This is a genomic window from Paenibacillus sp. FSL W8-0439, assembly GCF_038008995.1.
GTDB lineage: Bacteria > Bacillota > Bacilli > Paenibacillales > Paenibacillaceae > Paenibacillus > Paenibacillus polymyxa.
In genome coordinates this window covers 2,072,086-2,092,013 of sequence record NZ_JBBPAK010000001.1, presented here as the reverse complement: position 1 = coordinate 2,092,013, position 19,928 = coordinate 2,072,086, and the positions used below count along the sequence as shown (strand labels likewise).

The 19,928-nt window shown below is 47.9% G+C and carries 20 protein-coding genes; 2 read left to right on the top strand and 18 right to left on the bottom strand.

What is annotated here, in order from left to right; translation table 11 throughout:
* Window positions 1–138: 138 nt before the first annotated feature.
* From ftsY to MKX36_RS09155, 12 genes are all read right to left on the bottom strand, one after another.
* Window positions 139–1,155 carry a signal recognition particle-docking protein FtsY gene (gene ftsY, locus MKX36_RS09210; RefSeq protein WP_107734255.1) on the bottom strand — a complete coding sequence of 339 codons (1,017 nt, stop codon included), beginning with the start codon at window positions 1,153–1,155 and terminating at the stop codon, window positions 139–141.
* A gap of 38 nt (window positions 1,156–1,193) precedes the next feature.
* Complete coding sequence (gene smc, locus MKX36_RS09205) at window positions 1,194–4,763, bottom strand: chromosome segregation protein SMC (RefSeq protein ID WP_123797101.1); 3,570 nt, start codon at window positions 4,761–4,763, stop codon at window positions 1,194–1,196.
* 255 nt (window positions 4,764–5,018) lie between these two features.
* Window positions 5,019–5,717, bottom strand: coding sequence for a ribonuclease III (gene rnc, locus MKX36_RS09200; RefSeq protein ID WP_013309856.1), 699 nt, complete (start codon window positions 5,715–5,717; stop codon window positions 5,019–5,021).
* A 12-nt stretch (window positions 5,718–5,729) separates the two neighbouring features.
* Window positions 5,730–6,968: a beta-ketoacyl-ACP synthase II gene (gene fabF / locus MKX36_RS09195; RefSeq protein ID WP_016819273.1), complete on the bottom strand. Its 1,239-nt coding sequence runs from the start codon at window positions 6,966–6,968 to the stop codon at window positions 5,730–5,732.
* A gap of 227 nt (window positions 6,969–7,195) precedes the next feature.
* A complete protein-coding gene (locus MKX36_RS09190) occupies window positions 7,196–7,429 on the bottom strand; it encodes an acyl carrier protein (protein ID WP_007429985.1) in 234 nt (77 codons plus the stop codon).
* A 109-nt stretch (window positions 7,430–7,538) separates the two neighbouring features.
* On the bottom strand, window positions 7,539–8,288 hold the full coding sequence (fabG, locus tag MKX36_RS09185; RefSeq protein ID WP_017427908.1) for a 3-oxoacyl-[acyl-carrier-protein] reductase: 750 nt from the start codon (window positions 8,286–8,288) through the stop codon (window positions 7,539–7,541).
* Window positions 8,289–8,339: 51 nt separating this feature from the next.
* On the bottom strand, window positions 8,340–9,281 hold the full coding sequence (gene fabD, locus MKX36_RS09180) for an ACP S-malonyltransferase (RefSeq protein WP_250247137.1): 942 nt from the start codon (window positions 9,279–9,281) through the stop codon (window positions 8,340–8,342).
* An 81-nt stretch (window positions 9,282–9,362) separates the two neighbouring features.
* Window positions 9,363–10,352, bottom strand: a complete 990-nt coding sequence (locus tag MKX36_RS09175; RefSeq protein ID WP_017427907.1) for a beta-ketoacyl-ACP synthase III — start codon at window positions 10,350–10,352, stop codon at window positions 9,363–9,365.
* Window positions 10,353–10,360: 8 nt separating this feature from the next.
* Window positions 10,361–11,353, bottom strand: coding sequence for a phosphate acyltransferase PlsX (gene plsX / locus MKX36_RS09170; RefSeq protein ID WP_016819269.1), 993 nt, complete (start codon window positions 11,351–11,353; stop codon window positions 10,361–10,363).
* Window positions 11,337–11,933, bottom strand: a complete 597-nt coding sequence (gene fapR, locus MKX36_RS09165; RefSeq protein ID WP_014599659.1) for a transcription factor FapR — start codon at window positions 11,931–11,933, stop codon at window positions 11,337–11,339. The genes plsX and fapR overlap by 17 nt, the downstream gene beginning before the upstream one ends.
* Window positions 11,934–12,210: 277 nt before the next feature.
* On the bottom strand, window positions 12,211–12,384 hold the full coding sequence (gene rpmF, locus MKX36_RS09160; protein ID WP_013370634.1) for a 50S ribosomal protein L32: 174 nt from the start codon (window positions 12,382–12,384) through the stop codon (window positions 12,211–12,213).
* Window positions 12,385–12,574: 190 nt separating this feature from the next.
* Window positions 12,575–13,096, bottom strand: coding sequence for a YceD family protein (locus tag MKX36_RS09155; protein WP_017427905.1), 522 nt, complete (start codon window positions 13,094–13,096; stop codon window positions 12,575–12,577).
* Window positions 13,097–13,450: 354 nt separating this feature from the next.
* Between MKX36_RS09155 and MKX36_RS09150 the strand changes: the two genes are divergently transcribed.
* Entirely contained in the window at window positions 13,451–14,686 is a 1,236-nt protein-coding gene (locus MKX36_RS09150) for a nucleotidyltransferase (RefSeq protein WP_340864567.1), read from the top strand.
* Here the strand turns inward: MKX36_RS09150 and MKX36_RS09145 are convergent.
* Window positions 14,676–15,707 (bottom strand): SepM family pheromone-processing serine protease, encoded by a 1,032-nt coding sequence (locus MKX36_RS09145; protein ID WP_340864566.1) that lies wholly within the window; start codon window positions 15,705–15,707, stop codon window positions 14,676–14,678. The two genes, MKX36_RS09150 and MKX36_RS09145, sit on opposite strands and share 11 nt — an antisense overlap.
* A gap of 193 nt (window positions 15,708–15,900) precedes the next feature.
* Here MKX36_RS09145 and MKX36_RS09140 point away from each other — a divergent pair, with 193 nt between their 5' ends.
* Window positions 15,901–17,184 carry a nucleoside recognition domain-containing protein gene (locus tag MKX36_RS09140; RefSeq protein ID WP_019686973.1) on the top strand — a complete coding sequence of 428 codons (1,284 nt, stop codon included), beginning with the start codon at window positions 15,901–15,903 and terminating at the stop codon, window positions 17,182–17,184.
* Here the strand turns inward: MKX36_RS09140 and coaD are convergent.
* The 5 genes from coaD to MKX36_RS09115 all read right to left on the bottom strand — a co-directional run bounded on the left by coaD (window position 17,147) and on the right by MKX36_RS09115 (window position 19,884).
* Window positions 17,147–17,668 (bottom strand): pantetheine-phosphate adenylyltransferase, encoded by a 522-nt coding sequence (coaD, locus tag MKX36_RS09135; protein WP_016819264.1) that lies wholly within the window; start codon window positions 17,666–17,668, stop codon window positions 17,147–17,149. The two genes, MKX36_RS09140 and coaD, sit on opposite strands and share 38 nt — an antisense overlap.
* Window positions 17,661–18,299 (bottom strand): 16S rRNA (guanine(966)-N(2))-methyltransferase RsmD, encoded by a 639-nt coding sequence (gene rsmD, locus MKX36_RS09130; RefSeq protein WP_016819263.1) that lies wholly within the window; start codon window positions 18,297–18,299, stop codon window positions 17,661–17,663. Before rsmD ends, coaD begins: the two co-directional genes overlap by 8 nt.
* A 316-nt stretch (window positions 18,300–18,615) precedes the next feature.
* The gene (locus tag MKX36_RS09125) at window positions 18,616–18,738 is read right to left on the bottom strand and encodes a cyclic lactone autoinducer peptide (RefSeq protein WP_013370626.1); all 123 of its coding nucleotides are present in this window, start codon (window positions 18,736–18,738) and stop codon (window positions 18,616–18,618) included.
* Window positions 18,739–18,743: 5 nt separating this feature from the next.
* Window positions 18,744–19,259 (bottom strand): accessory gene regulator ArgB-like protein, encoded by a 516-nt coding sequence (locus MKX36_RS09120; RefSeq protein ID WP_107734260.1) that lies wholly within the window; start codon window positions 19,257–19,259, stop codon window positions 18,744–18,746.
* Window positions 19,252–19,884 (bottom strand): hypothetical protein, encoded by a 633-nt coding sequence (locus tag MKX36_RS09115; RefSeq protein WP_016819261.1) that lies wholly within the window; start codon window positions 19,882–19,884, stop codon window positions 19,252–19,254. The genes MKX36_RS09120 and MKX36_RS09115 overlap by 8 nt, the downstream gene beginning before the upstream one ends.
* Window positions 19,885–19,928: the final 44 nt, after the last annotated feature.

The window sequence follows — 19,928 nt, the reverse complement described above, 5'->3', positions numbered from 1 at the left end:
TTCCTGAGTAATATTTTTTTACAAGAAATTTATCCGGCATCATCAAACCTTTTGCTTTCATTATACAGTTGGGCGGGCTTAAGCAGCAACAGGAGCACTGCTTAGTCGCAGACATATAAGCAAACCTACTCAAACGGATTAGTTCTGCTCTTCCTCGCCAGTAACAGTTGCTTCGACAGCCTCTTCTTGGATCAAACCGGCGAACAAGGCATGAACGAATTGTTCTGAATCAAACGGTTGAAGATCATTCACTTTTTCACCTAAGCCCACCAGCTTAACAGGCAAATTCAATTCCTGACGGATGGCCACGACAATCCCACCCTTTGCTGTACCATCCAATTTTGTCAGTACCAGACCGGTTACGCCGCTCTTCTCACCAAATAGCTTGGCTTGGTTAAGTGCATTTTGTCCAGTCGTCGCATCAAGTACCAACAATACTTCATGAGGAGCGTCTGGAATTTCACGCTGGATAACGCGAAAAATTTTGTTTAATTCTTCCATTAGATTGCTCTTATTCTGAAGACGTCCTGCTGTATCGCATAACAAAACATCTACTTGACGCTGCTTGGCAGCCTGTACAGCATCAAACATAACCGCAGCTGGATCAGAGCCAGATTGCTGTTTAATGACCTCTACACCTGCCCGTTGGCCCCAAACCTCCAACTGTTCAATCGCGCCCGCCCGGAACGTATCGCCAGCGGCTAACAATACTTTTTTGCCCTCTTGTTTAAAACGATGAGCCAACTTGCCAATGGTCGTTGTTTTGCCGACTCCATTGACGCCTACGAATAGAATGACTGTAATCCCGTCTGGATTCATTTTGAGCTGACTATTGTCATTGCCCCGTAGCAACTCAGACAGCTTTTCCGACAGTACAGGCTGTAACTCGGATGCATCCTCGATTTTGCGTTTTTTCACTTCTCCCCGCAAGTCTTCAATGAGGTTCATAACCGTATTGACGCCTACGTCCGCTCCGATCAGAATTTCTTCCAGTTCCTCATAAAATTCCTCATCAATTTTTTTACGGCGAATCATCAGGTCCGTTACTTTTTCAACAAAACCTTTACGTGTCTTTTCCAAGCCATCTTTGAACTGCTTTGTGACCGATTCCGTTTTGCTTGCGATGCTTTCCTTCAATTTTCTAAAGAAACTCATGGATTCCCTCCGTTGATCTGAAAGTATGTTATTTGATGTCAGGCAATCTCAGCTTCATCGTTGTCCAGCTTGACAGATACGAGTTTAGAAACCCCGCCTTCTTCCATTGTCACCCCGTACAGCACATCGGATTCTTCCATGGTGCCCTTACGGTGTGTAACTACGATAAACTGTGTCTGCTCTGAGAATTCCCGTAAATACTGAGCAAAACGCACCACATTTGCTTCGTCTAATGCTGCCTCTACTTCATCAAGTACACAGAATGGAACAGGTTTAACGTGTAAAATGGCAAATAATAAAGCCATTGCTGTTAGAGCCCGTTCACCGCCTGACAATAACTGCAGGTTTTGAAGTTTTTTGCCTGGAGGCTGAGCTACAATGTCAATACCCGTCTCCAGCAATCGTTCTGGATCAAGCAACACAAGGTCTGCACGTCCGCCTCCGAATAGCTTGGAAAAAACCGTTCCAAATTCACGACGAATCGCATCGAACGTGGTCTTGAAGCGCTTGGACATCTCATCATCCATTTCACGAATAACCTGGTAGAGCGTTGTCTTGGCCTCTACCAAATCAGACTTTTGCTCATCCAGAAACGTATAACGCTCGTGTACACGCTGGTATTCCTCAATAGCACCCAGATTGACCTCACCCAGCGCAGAGATCCCGCGTTTGAGCCTTTCCACCTCACTCTGCGTACCTTCAATATCTTCCGGTATAGGGTAACGCTGCTTGGCCAGCTCATAGCTGAGTTCATAATCATCACTTAATTTTTTCAAAACATTTTCCAGTTCCACGTCAAGTCGGTTTACTCCAATTTCTGTTTGGCGAAGCAGTTCCTCCACCGACTTAAGCTGAATTCGCTGTTCTTTTGTATCATTCTCAGCAGCTTCCAGTTTTTTGGATAAGCTGCTACGTGCAGCCCGTTTGAACTCCAATTGCTCTGCAGCTTCTTCCTTTTTCAAACGGTATTGATTGAGATTTTCAATCTGTTTTACGGTCTCCTGCTCATTGGTGAGCAAATCCGCTTCAATGGAAGCAAGCAAGGTCTTGTTTTGTCTTGAATCCTTACCAAGGGTATCATAATCCCCACGCAATCTGCGAATCTGCTCTTCCAATGAAAAACGCTCTTGGTCCAGCTTGCCTTCTCTTACCTTGAGATTCGTAAGCTCTCCCTGCAGCTGCTCTTTGGCTGATTCATTCGCTTTACGCGCAAATTCGGCAGCGTGAATGGCCTGATGCGTTTTCTTCTCTTCTTCCTCCAGCGCAGCCAACTTTACCAGTGCTTCTGCACGGGAAGCTTCCAGCTCCTTGATTTCCTGGTCAAAGCCCTTTTTCTCCTGACCAGACGCAGCTACCTGCTCCAGTACATGACGAAGTTCATGCTCGAGTTGTTTGAGCTCCATTGCCATCTGCTGCTCTTCGGTCCGCTTCACATCGCCACCCTGGCGCAGTTCGTCCAGACGGGTCTGTGTCTCCTCCAACTGCCGTTTGGTATCTATTGCACTCTGACGCAATCTTGCAATTTGCTGTTCCGTATCTAGAATGTCTTGATCTAACTGATCCAGCTGACGTTTACGGCCTAGCAGATTAGCATTTTTCTTGAACTGGCTCCCCCCAGTCATGGAACCACCTGCATTGACAACATCGCCTTCCAGCGTGACAACACGATATCTATATTGGCAACGGGCCGCAATGCGATTGGCATCTTCCAACGTACGAGCAATGACCACATTCCCCAAGAGACTGCCTACGATTCCGGCATATCGATCATCGTACTGAATAAGATCTGCACCGATCCCGACAAAGCCTTCTGCGCTTTCCACAATCTGGCGTTCCCCCGCACCGATCTGACGCGGACGGATAACATCCATAGGCAAGAATGTCGCTCTGCCCAGTTGACGTTGCTTTAGAAAACTGATCGCCTGTCTGGATACCGATTCATTTTCCATCACAATATGCTGAACTGAAGCGCCCAAAGCGGTTTCCATCGCCTGCTCTAAATGCTCAGGTACTCGAATCAGCTCCGCTACCGCTCCATGCACACCGTGCAAAGTACCCTTGCGTGAAGCCTTTAACACCTCTTTAACTCCGAGCATGAAGCCGTCAAAGTCATCCTGCATTTCTTTCATTGTATCTCGTCGTGAAATTTGGGCCTCTCGTTTTTGTTCCCATTTACGAACCGTACCCTGGTTTTCTTCCAGTAGTTTTTGCAGGGCCTGGTATTGTTCACTTCCCTGAATATAGCCACTGCGCAAACTGCTAATTTCCTGTCCCAGCTTCTGAATCGCTGCTTCCAATCCTTTTTTTCGCTGTTCAAGCTCAGCTTTCTGGGCTTCCCATTTGCCGGATTCATCACTCACACGATTCACTCGGCGTTCCAACGCTTCCCTCTGTTGGTCGGTATAACGAATTTCGTTACGCGCCTGCGCCATCTGATTCATCAGCTCCAGCAGACCACCCTTAAGGCTCTCCTCTTGCTCCTGGCTGATTCCACCTGTGACGCCAATCAGTTTGGCTTCTTCGTCAGACAGTCGCGCACGCAACTCGTCCAACTCTACATTCAGCGTTGACAGCTTTTCATTTAGTTGATCCAGTTCGCTTTTGCGTTCGGAATGCCGTGATTCGCTTGTGCTGAGGGATAAGATCAATTGTTCCCGATTGGCCTCCAAATTGCGTGTGCGCTCTTTGAGCAATTCACCGTAGCCTTCACTTTTTTCCGTAGCTTCACTGTATTGCAGCAGATCCTTTTGCAGACGTTCTACTTGCTCTTCCAGTTGCCGTAATTCATTGCGGTCGCTTTCCAGCATTGCATCGTGGCGGGACACCACTGTAGACAATTGAAGCTGCTCCTGCTGCAACAAAGCTAGTTTGGAAGTCGCTTCGCTCCATGAAGTGTGGATTTGTTCAATTTGATGGACGTACATCGAAATTTCTTTGGATTTTAATTCACTGCGCAGCTCTTTAAAATGAATCGCCTTTTCAGACTGCTCCTTAAGAGGTCCAATCTGCTCCTCCAGTTCACTGACCAAATCGTGAATACGCAGCAAATTTTGCTCTGTTTCATCCAGCTTGCGAACCGCATCTTTTTTACGTGATTTATATTTTACAATACCCGAGGCTTCCTCAAAAATCCCCCGTCGATCCTCAGATCGGGTACTTAGAATTTCTTCAATACGTCCTTGCCCAATAATCGAATAAGCTTCTTTACCAATCCCTGTATCCATAAACAGCTCTGTAATATCTCGAAGTCTGCATGATTGACGATTAATGAAATATTCACTATCCCCACTCCGATGCACACGTCGCGTTACCGTCACTTCACCAAAATCCAGAGGCAACGCCTGATCTTCATTATCCAGCGTAAGCGATACTTCACCGTAATTAACAGCCTTACGAGCATCACTACCTGCAAAAATAATGTCCTCCATCTTGCCGCCACGCAGTGATTTGGCACTCTGTTCGCCCAGTACCCAACGAATTCCGTCGGAAATATTACTTTTCCCGCTCCCATTGGGTCCGACGACTGCCGTAATGCCGCGGACAAATTCCATTTCCGTTTTATCTGCAAACGATTTGAAGCCCGCCAGCTCAATGCGCTTTAAAAACATCCTCAATCTCACCTCTAACATTCAAATATGCTTGTACATCACCATTGCCTGATTGATATGAATTATCCCTATTGTAGCATAAGACTAATGTGGAAAAAGCACAGTATCGACGCTCACGTTATAGCAGTAAAGCCACGAAAAAAGAGCAAAACGCAGTCCATTCGCCATTACGGGCCGGGACTCCCCGCGGACTGCCCTTTGCTCTTACTTTGTGTCCTCTGCTTGCGTCACCCGTTCGGGCCGCTCAGGTACCGATTACGATTCCGCCAGCTTCAAACGGTTTAAAGCAACTGCCGCCGCTTGCTGCTCAGCTTCTTTTTTGGAGCGTCCTGTACCTGCCCCCAGCCGTTCGCTGTCCATATATACCTCGGCTACAAACTCACGTTCATGGGCAGGTCCGCGTTCCTCGACAATCTTGTATTCAAGCATCCCCATGTTATGATGCTGTGTCAGTTCCTGAAGCTCTGTTTTGAAATCACTCATCTGAAGCTTACCGTTTAATACAATTTGAGGAAAAATATAACGTTCTAGAAACGACCGGACGGCTTCCAGACCCTGATCCAAATAAAGCGCGCCTACGAACGCCTCGAACACATCAGCCAACAGAGCAGGACGAGTACGTCCGCCTGTCAGCTCTTCACCTTTTCCAAGCAGTACATACTGCCCGAACTCAAGCCCGACAGCAAACTTCACCAAAGAAGGCTCACAGACAATAGCTGCACGCAACTTGGTTAGTTCGCCTTCGGGCCGGTTAGGGTACTGATTGTACAATTGCTCGGACACCGTCAGCTCCAGAACAGCGTCACCCAGAAATTCCAGACGCTCATTATCTGCATGCTGACTGAACCGATGTTCGTTTACGTAGGAAGCGTGCGTAAAGGCCTGCTTCAGAAGCTGCCGATTGTTGAATTGAATATGAAGTTTCTGCTGTAATTGCTTCAAGTCTCCACTCAACGAACTGACCCCTTACGCTTCATATTTTTTTAGAATAACCGTAGCATTGTGACCGCCAAAACCAAAGGAATTGGACATAACCACATTCAGTTCCGCTTTTCTTGGCTCATTAGGCACATAATCAAGATCACAAGCCGGGTCTTGATTATCCAAATTAATTGTTGGCGGAATCGTCTGATGTTGAAGCGCAAGACCACAGATTACAGCTTCAACACCTCCCGCTGCACCCAGTAGATGCCCTGTCATCGACTTGGTTGAGCTGATCGCTACCTTATAGGCATGCTCTCCAAGCGTTTTCTTGACTGCTTCTGTTTCCGACTTGTCACCAACCGGTGTAGATGTACCGTGTGCATTGATATAATCGATATCTTCAGGATTCAACCCAGCATCACGGATCGCCATTCTAATGCAGCGTGCTGCTCCCTCTGGATCCGGCTCTGTCATATGATGGGCATCACCAGAAAGACCGTAGCCAATCACTTCGCCGTAAATATGTGCACCACGCTTCAAGGCATGATCCAACGATTCCAGAATCAGAACACCAGAGCCTTCGCCCATAACAAACCCGTCTCTTTCGGTGTCAAATGGACGACTTGCCTTTTCCGGCTCATCGTTACGTGTGGACATCGCTCTCATGGAGCAAAATCCAGCAATACCAATCGGGCGAATCGTCGCTTCGGCACCGCCGCAAATCATAGCGTCAGCGTCACCACGCTGAATCATGCGGAAGGAATCACCAATGGCATGACTACCTGTGGCACAAGCCGTAACTGGCGATGTATTGGGGCCCTTAGCACCGAGTGAAATCGAAACTTGACCGGAACCCATATTAGCAATCATCATCGGGATGAAGAAAGGGCTTACGCGTTTAGGCCCCTTTTCGATCAATGCATTATGCTGATCTTCCCAAGTACCCAATCCGCCAATGCCAGAACCGACAGATACACCAACACGCTCGGCATCCACATTCTCTCCGATTACGAGCTTACTGTCCTCAAGTGCCAATTTACTAGCAGCAACCGCAAACTGCACAAAGCGGTCCATTTTGCGCGCATCCTTACGATCGATATAATCCTCTGGATTAAAATCTTTAATGGAAGCGGCTATTTTCGTAGTGTACTCACTTGTATCGAAAGCTTCGATTTTACTGATGCCAGATTTACCAGCCATCAGATTATCCCATAGTGTGTTCAAATCCTGTCCCAGCGAAGTGATTACACCCATTCCTGTTATGACAACACGTTGTTTCAAAGATAATCACCTCTATGTCTACTGCAAATTGTATTTTTAGATCGCACACGCTTGTGTACAAAAATAATATAGAATCAACTAAAGTTAGTAATGCCGCATTATACTCAGCCGTTGACGAAGTGAAGCTAAGCAAATTCAAAAACACACGACAATTCCGTCTTTAGTTCAATCTGTATAATTAGGAGAAAGTCCCGCCTGTAACAGAACGGGACTTTTGATGACATGAATTAGGTATGAGATTGTATGTACTTCACAACTTCACCTACAGTTGTAATTTTCTCTGCATCTTCATCAGAGATTTCCATATCAAACTCATCTTCCAATTCCATAACCAATTCAACTACATCGAGAGAATCAGCGCCTAAATCATCTTTAAAAGATGCTTCAAGTGTAACTTCGGCTTCGTCGGCTCCCAAACGGTCAACGACAATGCGTTTTACGCGCTCCAATACATCGGACATCCGGCTCACCTCCTCCTTATGGTATTATACGAAAATTACAATTAAAATGCCATAGAAGAGAGTTTTCATTAACTACTCTCCATCGGGGCATGCGGATTGGCAACATGAACTACATATACATGCCGCCATCCACATGCAAAGTCTGGCCCGTCATATATGAGGAAGCATCCGAGGCCAAGAATAGCACCACATCTGCAATTTCCTCAGGCCGTCCAAGACGGGCCAGCGGAATACCGCTAAGCATATTGTCACGCAAATCATCAGCCAGCACCTGCGTCATTTCAGTATCAATGAATCCAGGAGCCACACAGTTGACTGTAATTCCTCTTGAGGCAAGCTCTCTAGCAGAGGATTTAGTAAGTCCAATCACTCCCGCTTTAGCAGCAACATAGTTGGCTTGTCCTGCGTTACCAAGTACACCAACAACGGAAGAGATATTGATAATTCGGCCGGAACGCTGCTTCATCATTGGACGTGTCGCCGCTTTGAGACAATTAAACACACCCTTGAGATTCGTTTCGATCACCTGATCGAATTCCTCTTCTTTCATCCGCATGATTAAATTATCTCTTGTTATGCCAGCATTATTCACCAGGATATCAATCTTGCCCCAAGCGCCGACCACATCCTTGATCAACTGATCAGCTTCTTCAGCACGTCCCACATTAGCCTGAACTGTAATAGCTTCCACACCTTTGGCACGAATCAGCTCTGCTACCTCAGTCGCAGCCGCTTCACTACCAGCATAGTTTACTGCAACATTAGCGCCTGCTTCAGCCAGCGCCAGTGCGATACTACGGCCAATTCCGCGCGATGCTCCCGTAACCAGCGCTGTTTTTCCACTTAATGGCTTAGACATCATTATCCTCCCTTGCAAGTATTTAACCCGTAAAGGTAATCATTAATACTTTTAACGGGCTTCTAGGGCTTCTGTTATAGAAGCAAACGACTCCAGGCTACTCATGTTATACAGCTTAACCGTTTTGTCAATCTTTTTAACCAGTCCGGTCAAAACACTTCCCGGTCCGAACTCAACAAAGGTGTCCACCCCTTGTTCCAGCAGCCATGCTACGCTGTCTTCCCATAGTACCGGGGAATAGACCTGTTCCACCAACAGTTGGCGAATTTCACTTCCCTCACGTACAGGTTTTGCTGTCACATTGGTCACAACCGGAATCTGGGCTTCGGCAAATTTCACAGTCTCCAATTTATCGGAGAGCTTATCTGCCGCTTCCTTCATCAATGACGAGTGAAAAGGTCCGCTGACCTCCAAAGTAATAGCACGCTTGCCGCCTGCTTCCTTCACACGTTCAGCGACGGCAGCTACGCCCGCCTTTGTACCGGATACAACAATTTGTCCGGGACAGTTGATGTTAGCCAGTTCTACCAGTTGACCAGATTCTGTGATATCACGGCACAATGCCGCCAATGCTTCACGATCAGCGCCCAGCACAGCAGCCATCCCGCCTTGTCCATCAGGAATGGCCTGCTCCATAAACTGACCACGTGCACGAACAGTCTCAACTGCATCCTCAAATGTGAGAACACCGGAAGCCACTAGAGCACTGTACTCTCCTAGACTGTGCCCAGCCACATAATCAGGGCGGATGCCCTTTTCCTTGAACGCTTCATACAACGCAATGCTCGCCGTTAACAGCGCAGGCTGCGTATTGGATGTTTGCTTCAAGGCTGTGTCAGGCCCTTCAAAGATCAGTGTGCTTAGCGCGAAACCCAAACGTTCGTCCGCTTTACGGAATACTTCTGTTGCAGCCGGAACTGCTTCATAAGCATCTTTAGCCATACCTACAGCTTGTGAACCCTGACCGGGAAATATAAATGCCGTTTTGCCCATCGTGCATGCACCTCTCTGTATCCAATGCTTCTTCTGTAAAACACCAGACAAATTCAATATTATATCAAATCTTCCACTTAATTACCAGATAAGAACCGACGCACCCCAAGTCAAACCGCCACCAAAGCCCACCATTAGTATACGGTCGCCTTCCTTCATGCGGCCTTCCTCAGCTGCTTCCACAAGAGCAAGAGGAATGGATGCTGCGGATGTATTCGCATATTTATTAACATTAATAACTACCTTTTCCTCTGGCAAATCCAAACGTTGCATTGCTGATTGGATGATTCGGATATTGGCTTGATGCGGAACGAACAGATCGATGTCGTCTTTGGACAACCCTGCTTTTTCCAACACATCAACCGTTGCTGTTCCCATAACGCGAACCGCGAACTTGAACACTTCGCGTCCATTCATGTAAATATAATGCTGTTTATTTTCCAGTGTGTCTGCACTCGCAGGCAAACGTGAGCCTCCAGCTTCCAACTTGAGCAAGGTGCCTCCAGCGCCTTCAGCCCCCAGATCAAAGGATTGGAATCCTCTACCTTCGGGTACTTCACCAATCACTACAGCTCCTGCTCCATCTCCGAAAAGAACGCAGGTGTTGCGGTCAGTATAATCTGTAATCCGGGAAAGACAGTCTGCACCAATGATTAACGCATTGTTATAAATACCTGTCTTAATGAAACTCGTTGCCGTAGCCAGCCCGTACACAAAACCCGAGCATGCAGCAGACAAATCGAAAGCCGCTGCGCCTTTGGCCCCCAACTTATCCTGAAGAATGCAAGCAGTTGACGGAAACGCCATATCTGGTGTAACCGTAGCTACTATAATCAGGTCCAGATCTTGTGCCGTCATACCCGCAGACTCCAACGCCTTAACTGCTGCTTCATAAGCCAAATCAGATGTAGCCTGTTCAGGAGCTGCAATATGGCGCTCCTGAATCCCTGTACGGCTAACAATCCACTCATCACTTGTTTCAACGATTTCTTCCAAATCTTTATTGGTCAGAATTTTCTCAGGTACGTATTTCCCTGTTCCGATAACACCAACCGGCCGTAATTTATTCATATCGTCACTCACTTCCTGCTGATTTCCTTGGATATACTTTCCACCAACCGGTTTTGCAAGGCCGTACGAGCCTGCCTTACCGCATTTTTGACGGCAATGCCATCAGACGAACCGTGACTTTTTAAGACGAGTCCGCTCAACCCCAACAAAGGAGCCCCGCCGTGCTCTTTATAATCGAGTTTCCCTTTCAGACCCCGAAGTTCAGGCATAATCAAGGCTGCCGCAAGCTTGGTCTTTAAGGATTTGGTGAACTGCTCTTTAAGGAGAGAAAATATCGCTCCGGCTGTTCCCTCTAGCGATTTTAGCATAATGTTTCCGGCGAATCCGTCGCACACCAGTACATCACAATTCCCGGTTAACACATCTCTGGATTCAACATTCCCCACAAAATTGACAGGTAACTGCTCGATAAGAGGATACGCCAACTTTGTTAGTTCATTGCCTTTTCCTGCTTCAGTCCCAACATTCAGCAGACCTACCCTTGGAGAAGCCACTCCGTGAACTTTCTGGCGGTACAAGCTCCCCATCAGTGCGTACTGGGCAAGATGTTCAGGCTTAGCATCCATATTGGCCCCCAAGTCCAGCGCCAGAATACCTTGATCATCAATCGTCGGTATCATCGGCGCGAGAGCCGGACGCTCAATGCCCTCCATTCTTCCAACCACTAGTAATCCTGTAGTCATTAGAGCGCCTGTATTACCTGCGGAAATCATGGCATCCGCTTCGCCTTCTCTAACCATTCGACCCGCTACGACCATGGAGGCATCCTTTTTACGCCGCACTGCCTTTACAGGTTCGTCCTGTGCATCTATCGTTTCGGACGCATGGCGAATGGTGAGGTTCGTCGGCAGCGCCCTCCCGTTCAAAACCGCTTCAATCCGTTCCCGGTCACCAACCAGCGTAATGTCTGTATCCTTCCATTCCGCCGCCGCAGATAACGCGCCCTCTACTGTCGCCTCAGGAGCATTATCTCCTCCCATGGCATCAATGGCGATCCGCATGCTGACTTCCTCCTTCGCTATACTCTTCCTCCGTGGAGCGATAAATGACAAAGTTGCCTTGGAATACCATTTCTTCTCCTACGTAAGCAAACACTTCCACTTTGGCCTTCCCTTTTTGTTCTGGATTTGAGCGTACATATGCCTTGGCAATACATTTTTCACCCAAATGAACCGGACGAACAAAGCGAATATCCGCTGAAGCGGTCAATGCTATCTCATCGTTAATTACGGCAACGGCCAATGAATTGGCCTGTGCAAACACATAATGTCCTCGCGCAATGCCTGTACGTGAAAAAGTATGTTCCTCTTTGATTTCAAAAATCGAAATACCACTTCGATCCAACTGGAGATCAACGATGTCCCCAATTACTTCATGTAAAGGCAAGGAACGAACCTGATCGTAGGAGCGCTCAGCCATCAGCTTTAGCCGCTCCCGTAATTCTGGGATTCCCAGTTCCATCCGGTCCAGCCGAATGGTCTGAATGCTTACCTTCAGCTGTCTTGTCAATTCCTGATCCGTCACGAACGGATTATCGTCAATTAATTGAGTCAGCCGTTGCTGTCTCTGTCTCTTCGGCAAACGTTCGATATCAGTGACGCCTCCTTTCCCTACAGTAAACTGCCGTTCAGCCGACAGTTCAGGTTACTTCACGTTCTAACGGCTAAACTTCAAGCCGGTTTGTCTTCTTGTATGTATAAAGGAACCCCTTAGGCCCTTTTTTCTTAGAACCTGGTACTAAAACAGTATATAGCATGCTGACGCAAAAAGAAAGCATGCTGATAAAAAAAAGTAGCGCCTCACTGTAGTGAAGCGCTACTTTCTCTGCGAATATTCCAAAGAATCCGCTTATCGGACATTATTGAGAGATGATCTCTCTAGCTTTGTACGTTCCGCAAACTTTGCACACATGGTGAGCAAGTTTCAATTCGCCGCATTCGGAGCATTTCACCATACCTGGTACTTCCAGTTTAAAGTGAGTACGACGTTTGTCGCGACGAGTTTTGGATGTTCTCCGTTGAGGTACTGCCATTATTCCCACCTCCTTAAACAGATCAACCCCGCATGACGGGTATGACTTCTTATCTCATTCAAGACCGAAAGAAAATGCCAAAAGACAATGATCTTACAGCCGGTGAATCAAGCCTGCAACATCCACGTATCGGTTCAATAACTTCCCGGCACAAGCGGATGATGATTTTTTTCAGAATTGAACTCAATTCTCATTTAAAAAAATCCTTAAGCCCTGCCAGACGCGGATCAATCTTTTCCGTATCACTATCGTTACTGTCGTCGGAGCCAAGGCTCCAGTCTTGTCCGGCCGCTGGCGCGATCCCCTGACAATCCTCACTGCATATAGGCGCAAACGGCACATGCAGCACAAACAGTTCTTCACAATACGGTGCAATGTCGAAGGAATCCTCCGTCACTGCGATAAAATCGCCATCTTCATCCTCCTCTTCAACATTTGAAGATGAGGTTTGCTTAAACCGTTCACGAAATTCAATATTCAAATCCTCGTGCATCGGGCTCAAACAGCGGGAGCAAAGCATGTCCAGACCTGCGGTCAACGTGCCTTCCACACTCATCGAGCCTTGACCCAGACTAACGGCGACCAAGTCGGTCTCCAGCGGGGAAACGGCTGTAACATCAGCACGATCATCCACCAATTCACTCACATTAAGAGATTCACGGATAGGAAAGGGACCGTCACTTGTTGCTACTTTGCGAAAAAATAGTTGCATCACTATCACTCCAAACAAACAAAAATTATTATACCGACTGATCGAGTCGTTTGTCAACACCTTTCACTTTACACCACTTACAAATCCATCGATTTTCCAATGGTTCGGCAAGATCTATGCGGATGCAAAAATGTGTTGTATTTATCATGTACCTGTGAGTATTCGTACCCCCGCCACTCTTCGTGTACAATAATGCGAGTATAAAGCTTTTTGCTTCAGGTCTCAATGGTCTTGTTCAAGTGCATGATGAAATATCAGATAGCTGCCCTGAAAACATGCATTCGCTAGTAGTAAACCACTCATTCAAAATAGTTATCAAATAAGCTACTTCAAGAAAGGAGCCGACATACAGTCTTGAAAACACTCGGTATCATTGTAGAGTATAATCCCCTACATAACGGACATGTCCATCACTGGAAGGAGTCTCTTCGTATCACTGGTGCACAGCGAACGGTGGCTGTGATGAGCGGTCCCTTCCTTCAACGAGGCGAACCCGCGATTACAGACAAATGGTCACGCACCGAAATGGCACTTGCTATGGGGGTAGATCTGGTTCTGGAGCTGCCTGTGGCCTATGCTGTCCAGCCCGCAGAATGGTTTGCCCGTGGCGCGGTGACCCTGCTCTGCGCGACGGGCATCGTCGACGCGCTCTGCTTCGGCAGCGAGAGCGGAGATATCGCCCCGCTGCACACGCTGGCCCGCGTGCTGGCGGCAGAGCCGGCCGAACTTAAGGCCGGCATCGCCCAGCGCCTGAGCAAGGGCGCAAGCTATCCCGCCGCCTACGCAGGAGCCGCAGCCGCGCTGGCGGCCGAAGGATCGGACGGTGCTGCGCTCGCCGCTCTCATGCAGCAGCCCAACAACACGCTCGGGCTGCATTACTTGATTGCGCTGGAACGGCTGGGCAGCACAATCAAGCCCTTTACGGTGGCCCGCACGGGATCGGGATACCATGAGACGGTGGCGCCTGCGGACGGAGTCATCGCCAGCGCCACGGCCATCCGCCGTCTGCTGCTGGACGGCGGGCCGGAGGCCGGGTCGCCGTACGTACCTGCGGCGACCCTGGAGATTTTGCAGCGCGAGTGGCAAGAAGAACGTGCCCCGCTGCATTGGGAAGCGTTCTGCCAGCCGTTGCTGAACGCCCTGATCACGCGTAGCCCGCAGCAGCTGGCGGAGCTGCACGAGGTCACCGAAGGGCTGGAGCATCGCCTACAGCAATCGCTGTACACGCTGCCTCATCCCTCTATGGAGGCCCTGTTTGCCACTGTCAAGACAAAGCGCTATACTCGTACAAAGCTTCAGCGGATGTGTACACATATTTTGCTGAATCATGCCAAAGCTGATATGACTCCCACTGAGCTGGCGAAAGGTCCCGGCTATATCCGCGTGCTCGGCTTTAATAGGGCTGGACGCGAGTTGCTGGCGCGAATGAAAGACACCGCCACCCTGCCAGTATGGGTCAAGCCGTCTGCCGGATCACATGCCCATCTGGACTGGGATACTGCCGCAGCCGCCATACATGCAGCCGGGATGCCGCGTCCCGCCATACGTGACATGTATGCTGATTACTTGCGACCACCCCTTATGGTTTAATAGGCAGCTTTTCCATATAATTCAGCGCATCGCCAAGCTTGCGAACCGGGACAAGCTTCATCTGGGTTCCGATTTGCTCTGCTTTGGCTTTGGCCTCTTTATAATTATCCGCCGGGACGAAAAACAATTCCGCACCCTGACGGTCAGCAGCGACGATTTTATACTTGGCGCCACCAATCGCTCCAACCTGACCGTCCTTATCAATAGTACCCGTACCGGCTACACGATATCCCTTACTTAAGTCACCTGGCGTCAACTGGTTATAGATTTCCATAGTAAACATCAAACCTGCCGAAGGTCCGCCGACATCCGTGGATGTAAAATGAATCGTTTTACGTCCATCCTTCGGCTCTACCTTCTGTACTGTAGCAATACTGACACCAAACCCGGAACGTTGTTTTCTCGTCTCACTGTCCGTGATGGTTGTTAATGGAGCTTGCACTGCCAGCAACTTTCCATCGCGCTTTAGCTTCACTTTAACCAGCGTTCCGGGTTTCTCATCCTCCAATGCCTTCCGAATGGAATGATTATCAGTTACCCTCGTACCGTTTAACTCTAATATTTCATCTCCGGGCTCAAACACGCTGTTCGGTCCCGGAACCTTAAATACATACACATAATCCGGCACAATGCGATAGGAAACATGGGCACGGGTATAGGCAGCCTCCATCGCGGAAGATTGGGAATCCCCCATATACCATACCTGCTCTGCTGCATATTCATCTTCACTTCTGCCATGCAGACGATCCTCTTTGCGCTGAATCTCCGAGTTGCTGTCCAGTTTGGACATAGCTAGCATGATGACATTGGCATATCGCGCCGATACCGTCGTCATCATAAAGCTCCCCCGTTCGTTGCTATCACCTTCCTGTACTTTAACCATCGGTTTGATCTCGTTTGCCCCACCTGGTCCATAGATCAGATAAGGGGTTGGCATATAAACCAGCACATAGACCATTGCAGCCAGCATTAAGACATAACCGGTTGTAAAAAAGGCTCTTTTCCGGTTAATTCGCATCATTGCTTCTCCCCCTTGCAGCCTAACTTCTCTTATCTTACCCAACCTCTGCACCACCTGTTCTCAAGCCTTTCAAAAAAGCATACATTGTTTACGACAACATGTACGAGCAACCTATATCCAGACAATGAAGGTGAATAACGCTGGAGACAGCATCCGACTCTCCTTAGTATATTTATGAGAGGTGAAATCTTTGATGCAAAAGGAAGCCCGCCCTGCTCCTTACTGGACAACCTTGCTGCTTGGCCTCGGAGCCATTTTGCTTGTAATGGCTATTGTTGCCTCACCAGAAGAAGTATTTCAAGCCTCTACCCAGGGACTTAAATTATGGTGGAGCATTATTTTCCCGGCCATGCTGCCTTTTTTGATGCTATCTGAAATGCTCATCGCCTTTGGTCTGGTACATGGTCTAGGTGTTCTGCTGGAGCCGTTCATGCGATCCTGGTTTCGGCTGCCGGGACGAAGCGGCTGGGTATTGGCCCTCGGTCTAACTGCGGGATTCCCGGCTGCTGCGGAAGCGGTACGCCAATGGGCACAACAGGAGGATATGACCGCGCTTCAGCTTCGACGTCTGACTGCTATCGCTCATTTCTGCAATCCGATTACGATCCTGCTCGTCATTGGCACAGGACTGCTGCACAATGCTGCTGTAGGTGGGCTGTTACTTGCCGTTCACTGGATTTCCGGGCTGCTGGCAGGCTGGATCACAGCCAGAATACCTGATTCGTCCAAAAAATCGAAAAAACGGGAAACGCCAGCTGCCATCCGGCGCGCTTCTGTTTCCCGCACTACCACCTCCCTGATCCGATCCGCATGGGAAGCTACCCGCTCTGCCAGAGAACGGGATGGCCGCAGCTTTGGAAAACTGTTAGGCGAAACCGTATCCCATGCTGTACAGATGCTGATGGTGACAGGTGGATTCATTATTTTCTTTTCCGTACTGATTCGGCTGCTGACCTTATACTCAGGTCAAGGAACGCTTTCTATGGTGTGGCCTGCCTGGATGGAAATCCATCTGGGTTCCTATGAAATCAGCCGCCTGCCCTACGATCTCCGTACACAAGCAGCGCTGATCAGTGCTGTGTTGGGCTGGGGCGGCTTGTGCGGCTGGCTTCAAATTACCGCCGTCACCAAACCTTCCGACAAGGGCATCACCTTCACCTTATCACGAGTGCTACATGGGATCATTGCTTTTGGACTAACCTTGGCGGCATGGACTCCGCTTAGCCACATTGTCAGTAATACAATTCCTGCTTACGTCAGCCGCAGTTCTGTATCTTCTTTTGCCGAAAGTGTAAATGATTCCGGATCGCAATCTGTCATGGCCGGAGCCAGCAGCTTATTAACACAAATAGTAGGAACATCCATGTACCCCTGGCAACTAACCGTACTGTCCGTTGTACTTCTGAGTACGATTATACTTGCTCTGCTCGCCGTTTCCTTTATGACTTCATGGTGGAGCCACCGCGATTCGCGCTAACCTTGGCACGCAGTGCGTCTTCCACCTCTGGTGACACCAGATCTACGACCTTGCCATCAAAATGCGCAATTTCCTTCACCATACTGGAACTCAGATATGAATAAGCCGGGTTGGTCATCATAAAGATCGTTTCCGCATCCGGGTTCAACTTATGATTTGTAGAGGCTAATTGGAGTTCATATTCAAAATCGGTCACTGACCGAATTCCTCTGACAATAACCTGAGCCCCTTTTTGGCGTACATAATTGGCTGTCAGATCACGGAAGCTGTCCACTTCAACGTTTGGAATATCGCGAGTTACCGTACGTAGCAGCTCCATTCGCTCCTCAAGTGAAAACAGCGGATTTTTACTAATATTGTTAAGAACCGCGACGATCAGTAAATCAAACTGTCGGGCCGCTCTTTGAATAATATCCTGATGCCCCATCGTCACGGGATCAAAGGTTCCCGGATATACGGCAATACGTGGTTTGTGCTCAATCATGATGGTCCTCCCCGTCTGATTCGGTGATGCCGAATTTGACCCCTTCGGCTTCTGTATGTTCTTCGGCGTCTGACAAAGCATCATCAAAGTGATAAATGGATAACGCTGTTTCACCATAGACCGCTTTTCTAACCTGTTCAAACGGTCCGAAACTTATCGGATACTCATGTCCCGATTCATACTCCAGCACGATGATTGCACCTGAACGAAGCAAGTCCAACTCGGCCATGCGGCTCATCAATTCATCCCCGTGCTTGAGACGATAAGGCGGGTCCAGAAAAACAGCATCAAAAAGAGCTCCACGTTTTGCCAGCGCCTTAAGCGCTCGTCCGGCATCATTGCGGAACACTTCTGCCTTTCCTTCCAATCCAGTTTTTCGCAAATTTTCTTTAATGACATCAATGCTTTTGGATTCCATATCAATAAAAACTGCCTTGTCCATTCCCCGACTAAGCGCCTCTATACCCAGGCCGCCACTGCCAGCAAACAAATCAAGCGCGACTCCTCCATCAAAATAAGGACCTATCATGCTAAATAGCGCTTCCTTGACCTTATCCGTGGTCGGTCGCGTCCCGGTGCCGGGAACTGCCTTTAACGGCCTTCCTTTGGCACTACCCGATACCACTCTCACGCTGAAACTCACCTATTTTCTATATGTGTTCATAACCATATAAAGATTATGACGTTATCGTACCACATGCATCGCCGTTTGAAAAACTTAGTGATGAAGCAGGTATAAAAAACCATCTCCTGGGCATCCTTAGGATATCGGCATTCAACCAATGTCGTAGACAACCGCGGAGAAGACTTACGTTTCCCCATAAGCTCTTCGTCCGGTTTCTCCTCTCCCATTCGGGCGCTCTTTCGTAGAGCGCCTGTTTTTTTGCATAAAAAGAAGCTGCTTTATAGCAGCTCTATGTATTATTTTTTTCTATTCTGCATTTTGCTTATTTCAGCAGTTCCTCGGGTGTATCTCCTTGATAAACATACACATAACTTGCCACTGATACAGCAAAAGTCGCGAACATAGACAACGATGTGGCTAACCCGTATACTACTTTTTTCATCATTCCACTCACCTCCTTCCCCGGATTAATGTTAGGCTTTGAACCAAAAAAGCAACAGCCACTACAGAAGAACCTATTACAAAGTTAGTACATACAAGCAAGGAAGATAACAATCGCAAGAGGGGATAAAATCGCACTGGAATGCGCGACTGCTTTTCAATTCTGGACGGGGCAAAGCATAAAACAAGAATGAGAGCGATTCCGGTAAACAGGTTTGTCAACCCATTATTTAAGGAAATGCAAGATATGTATGTAAAAGCTACAGAGGTCACCAGCACACATGCCATACCCGTTTTCAAGTGAATACCACCAGATACTTGGCGCAGCAAGGCAAAAGCGACGAGAATCGTTACAGCTTCGACCATCCGCCCCGTGAAGAATGAGGCGAATAGTGTCAACACGATGATCATAGACGCATTCAGAATGAGAGCAAGTGAGTATTTAAGTACTGGGACGGAAGCCGGATGATCAGGCACAGTACGTTTAATCTGGTTAGCAAGTTTGAAAGCCATCGTTTCAATCATCTCGGTATTCCTTTCCGACTGCATAGTAGATAAAAAATCCCGATACCAGTGCAAAAAATATCATACTCAACCATACCTCGCTATAGTAAAGCACAATAGAGGTTGAAATGAGAGACAGAATGATCAGTGTGATGACAATGCCATATTCCTCTTTGAACTTAAGCTTTTTGAAATTTGGGGAAAAGCCGATCTCTTTTCGATACAATATAAATGAAATTAGTAGTCCTGTCGCTGCGCTAACCACTTGTAACAGATAGCCCTTCAAGGAACCGTTCTGCAGCTCAGCAACCGGTAGGTTACCGAACATAGCTTTCAGGAGTACCGACTGAATAACGGCATATGCAAAATAACCGGTAACTGTCATAATACCTGACCAAACAATCGGAATCTTCACCACTGTAGCAAGTAAAAAAATAAAAAGCAGCATATTAATGACAGGTACTAAATAGGAGAGTGAAAATTCCTCTCGGAGCAAATAGCTTTGCAGGTTCATAATCAGATTCACAAAAATAGCCTGCCATAGATAAGGAGTCATTCTAACTTTAAAGATACTGAGAATCAGCGCAAAAACAGCTACTCCTTCCAGTGTAGAGAAAAGTAAAAAGCCAAGTGGCTCCAAAAGCATACGTGCATCTCCTTTACAATTCCAACAAACCTCATCGGTGTATT

Bases quoted from the DNA above. Each gene is read 5' to 3' on its own strand.
- fabD (WP_250247137.1), bottom strand. From the start codon at position 9,281: ATGGGCAAAACGGCATTTATATTTCCCGGTCAGGGTTCACAAGCTGTA.
- fabG (WP_017427908.1), bottom strand. From the start codon at position 8,288: ATGTCTAAGCCATTAAGTGGAAAAACAGCGCTGGTTACGGGAGCATCG.
- MKX36_RS09140 (WP_019686973.1), top strand. From the start codon at position 15,901: ATGCAAAAGGAAGCCCGCCCTGCTCCTTACTGGACAACCTTGCTGCTT.
- MKX36_RS09190 (WP_007429985.1), bottom strand. From the start codon at position 7,429: ATGTCCGATGTATTGGAGCGCGTAAAACGCATTGTCGTTGACCGTTTG.
- MKX36_RS09155 (WP_017427905.1), bottom strand. From the start codon at position 13,096: ATGCAACTATTTTTTCGCAAAGTAGCAACAAGTGACGGTCCCTTTCCT.
- plsX (WP_016819269.1), bottom strand. From the start codon at position 11,353: ATGCGGATCGCCATTGATGCCATGGGAGGAGATAATGCTCCTGAGGCG.
- MKX36_RS09115 (WP_016819261.1), bottom strand. From the start codon at position 19,884: ATGCTTTTGGAGCCACTTGGCTTTTTACTTTTCTCTACACTGGAAGGA.
- rpmF (WP_013370634.1), bottom strand. From the start codon at position 12,384: ATGGCAGTACCTCAACGGAGAACATCCAAAACTCGTCGCGACAAACGT.
- MKX36_RS09145 (WP_340864566.1), bottom strand. From the start codon at position 15,707: ATGATGCGAATTAACCGGAAAAGAGCCTTTTTTACAACCGGTTATGTC.
- smc (WP_123797101.1), bottom strand. From the start codon at position 4,763: ATGTTTTTAAAGCGCATTGAGCTGGCGGGCTTCAAATCGTTTGCAGAT.
- coaD (WP_016819264.1), bottom strand. From the start codon at position 17,668: ATGATTGAGCACAAACCACGTATTGCCGTATATCCGGGAACCTTTGAT.
- MKX36_RS09125 (WP_013370626.1), bottom strand. From the start codon at position 18,738: ATGATGAAAAAAGTAGTATACGGGTTAGCCACATCGTTGTCTATGTTC.
- MKX36_RS09120 (WP_107734260.1), bottom strand. From the start codon at position 19,259: ATGATTGAAACGATGGCTTTCAAACTTGCTAACCAGATTAAACGTACT.
- ftsY (WP_107734255.1), bottom strand. From the start codon at position 1,155: ATGAGTTTCTTTAGAAAATTGAAGGAAAGCATCGCAAGCAAAACGGAA.
- MKX36_RS09175 (WP_017427907.1), bottom strand. From the start codon at position 10,352: ATGAATAAATTACGGCCGGTTGGTGTTATCGGAACAGGGAAATACGTA.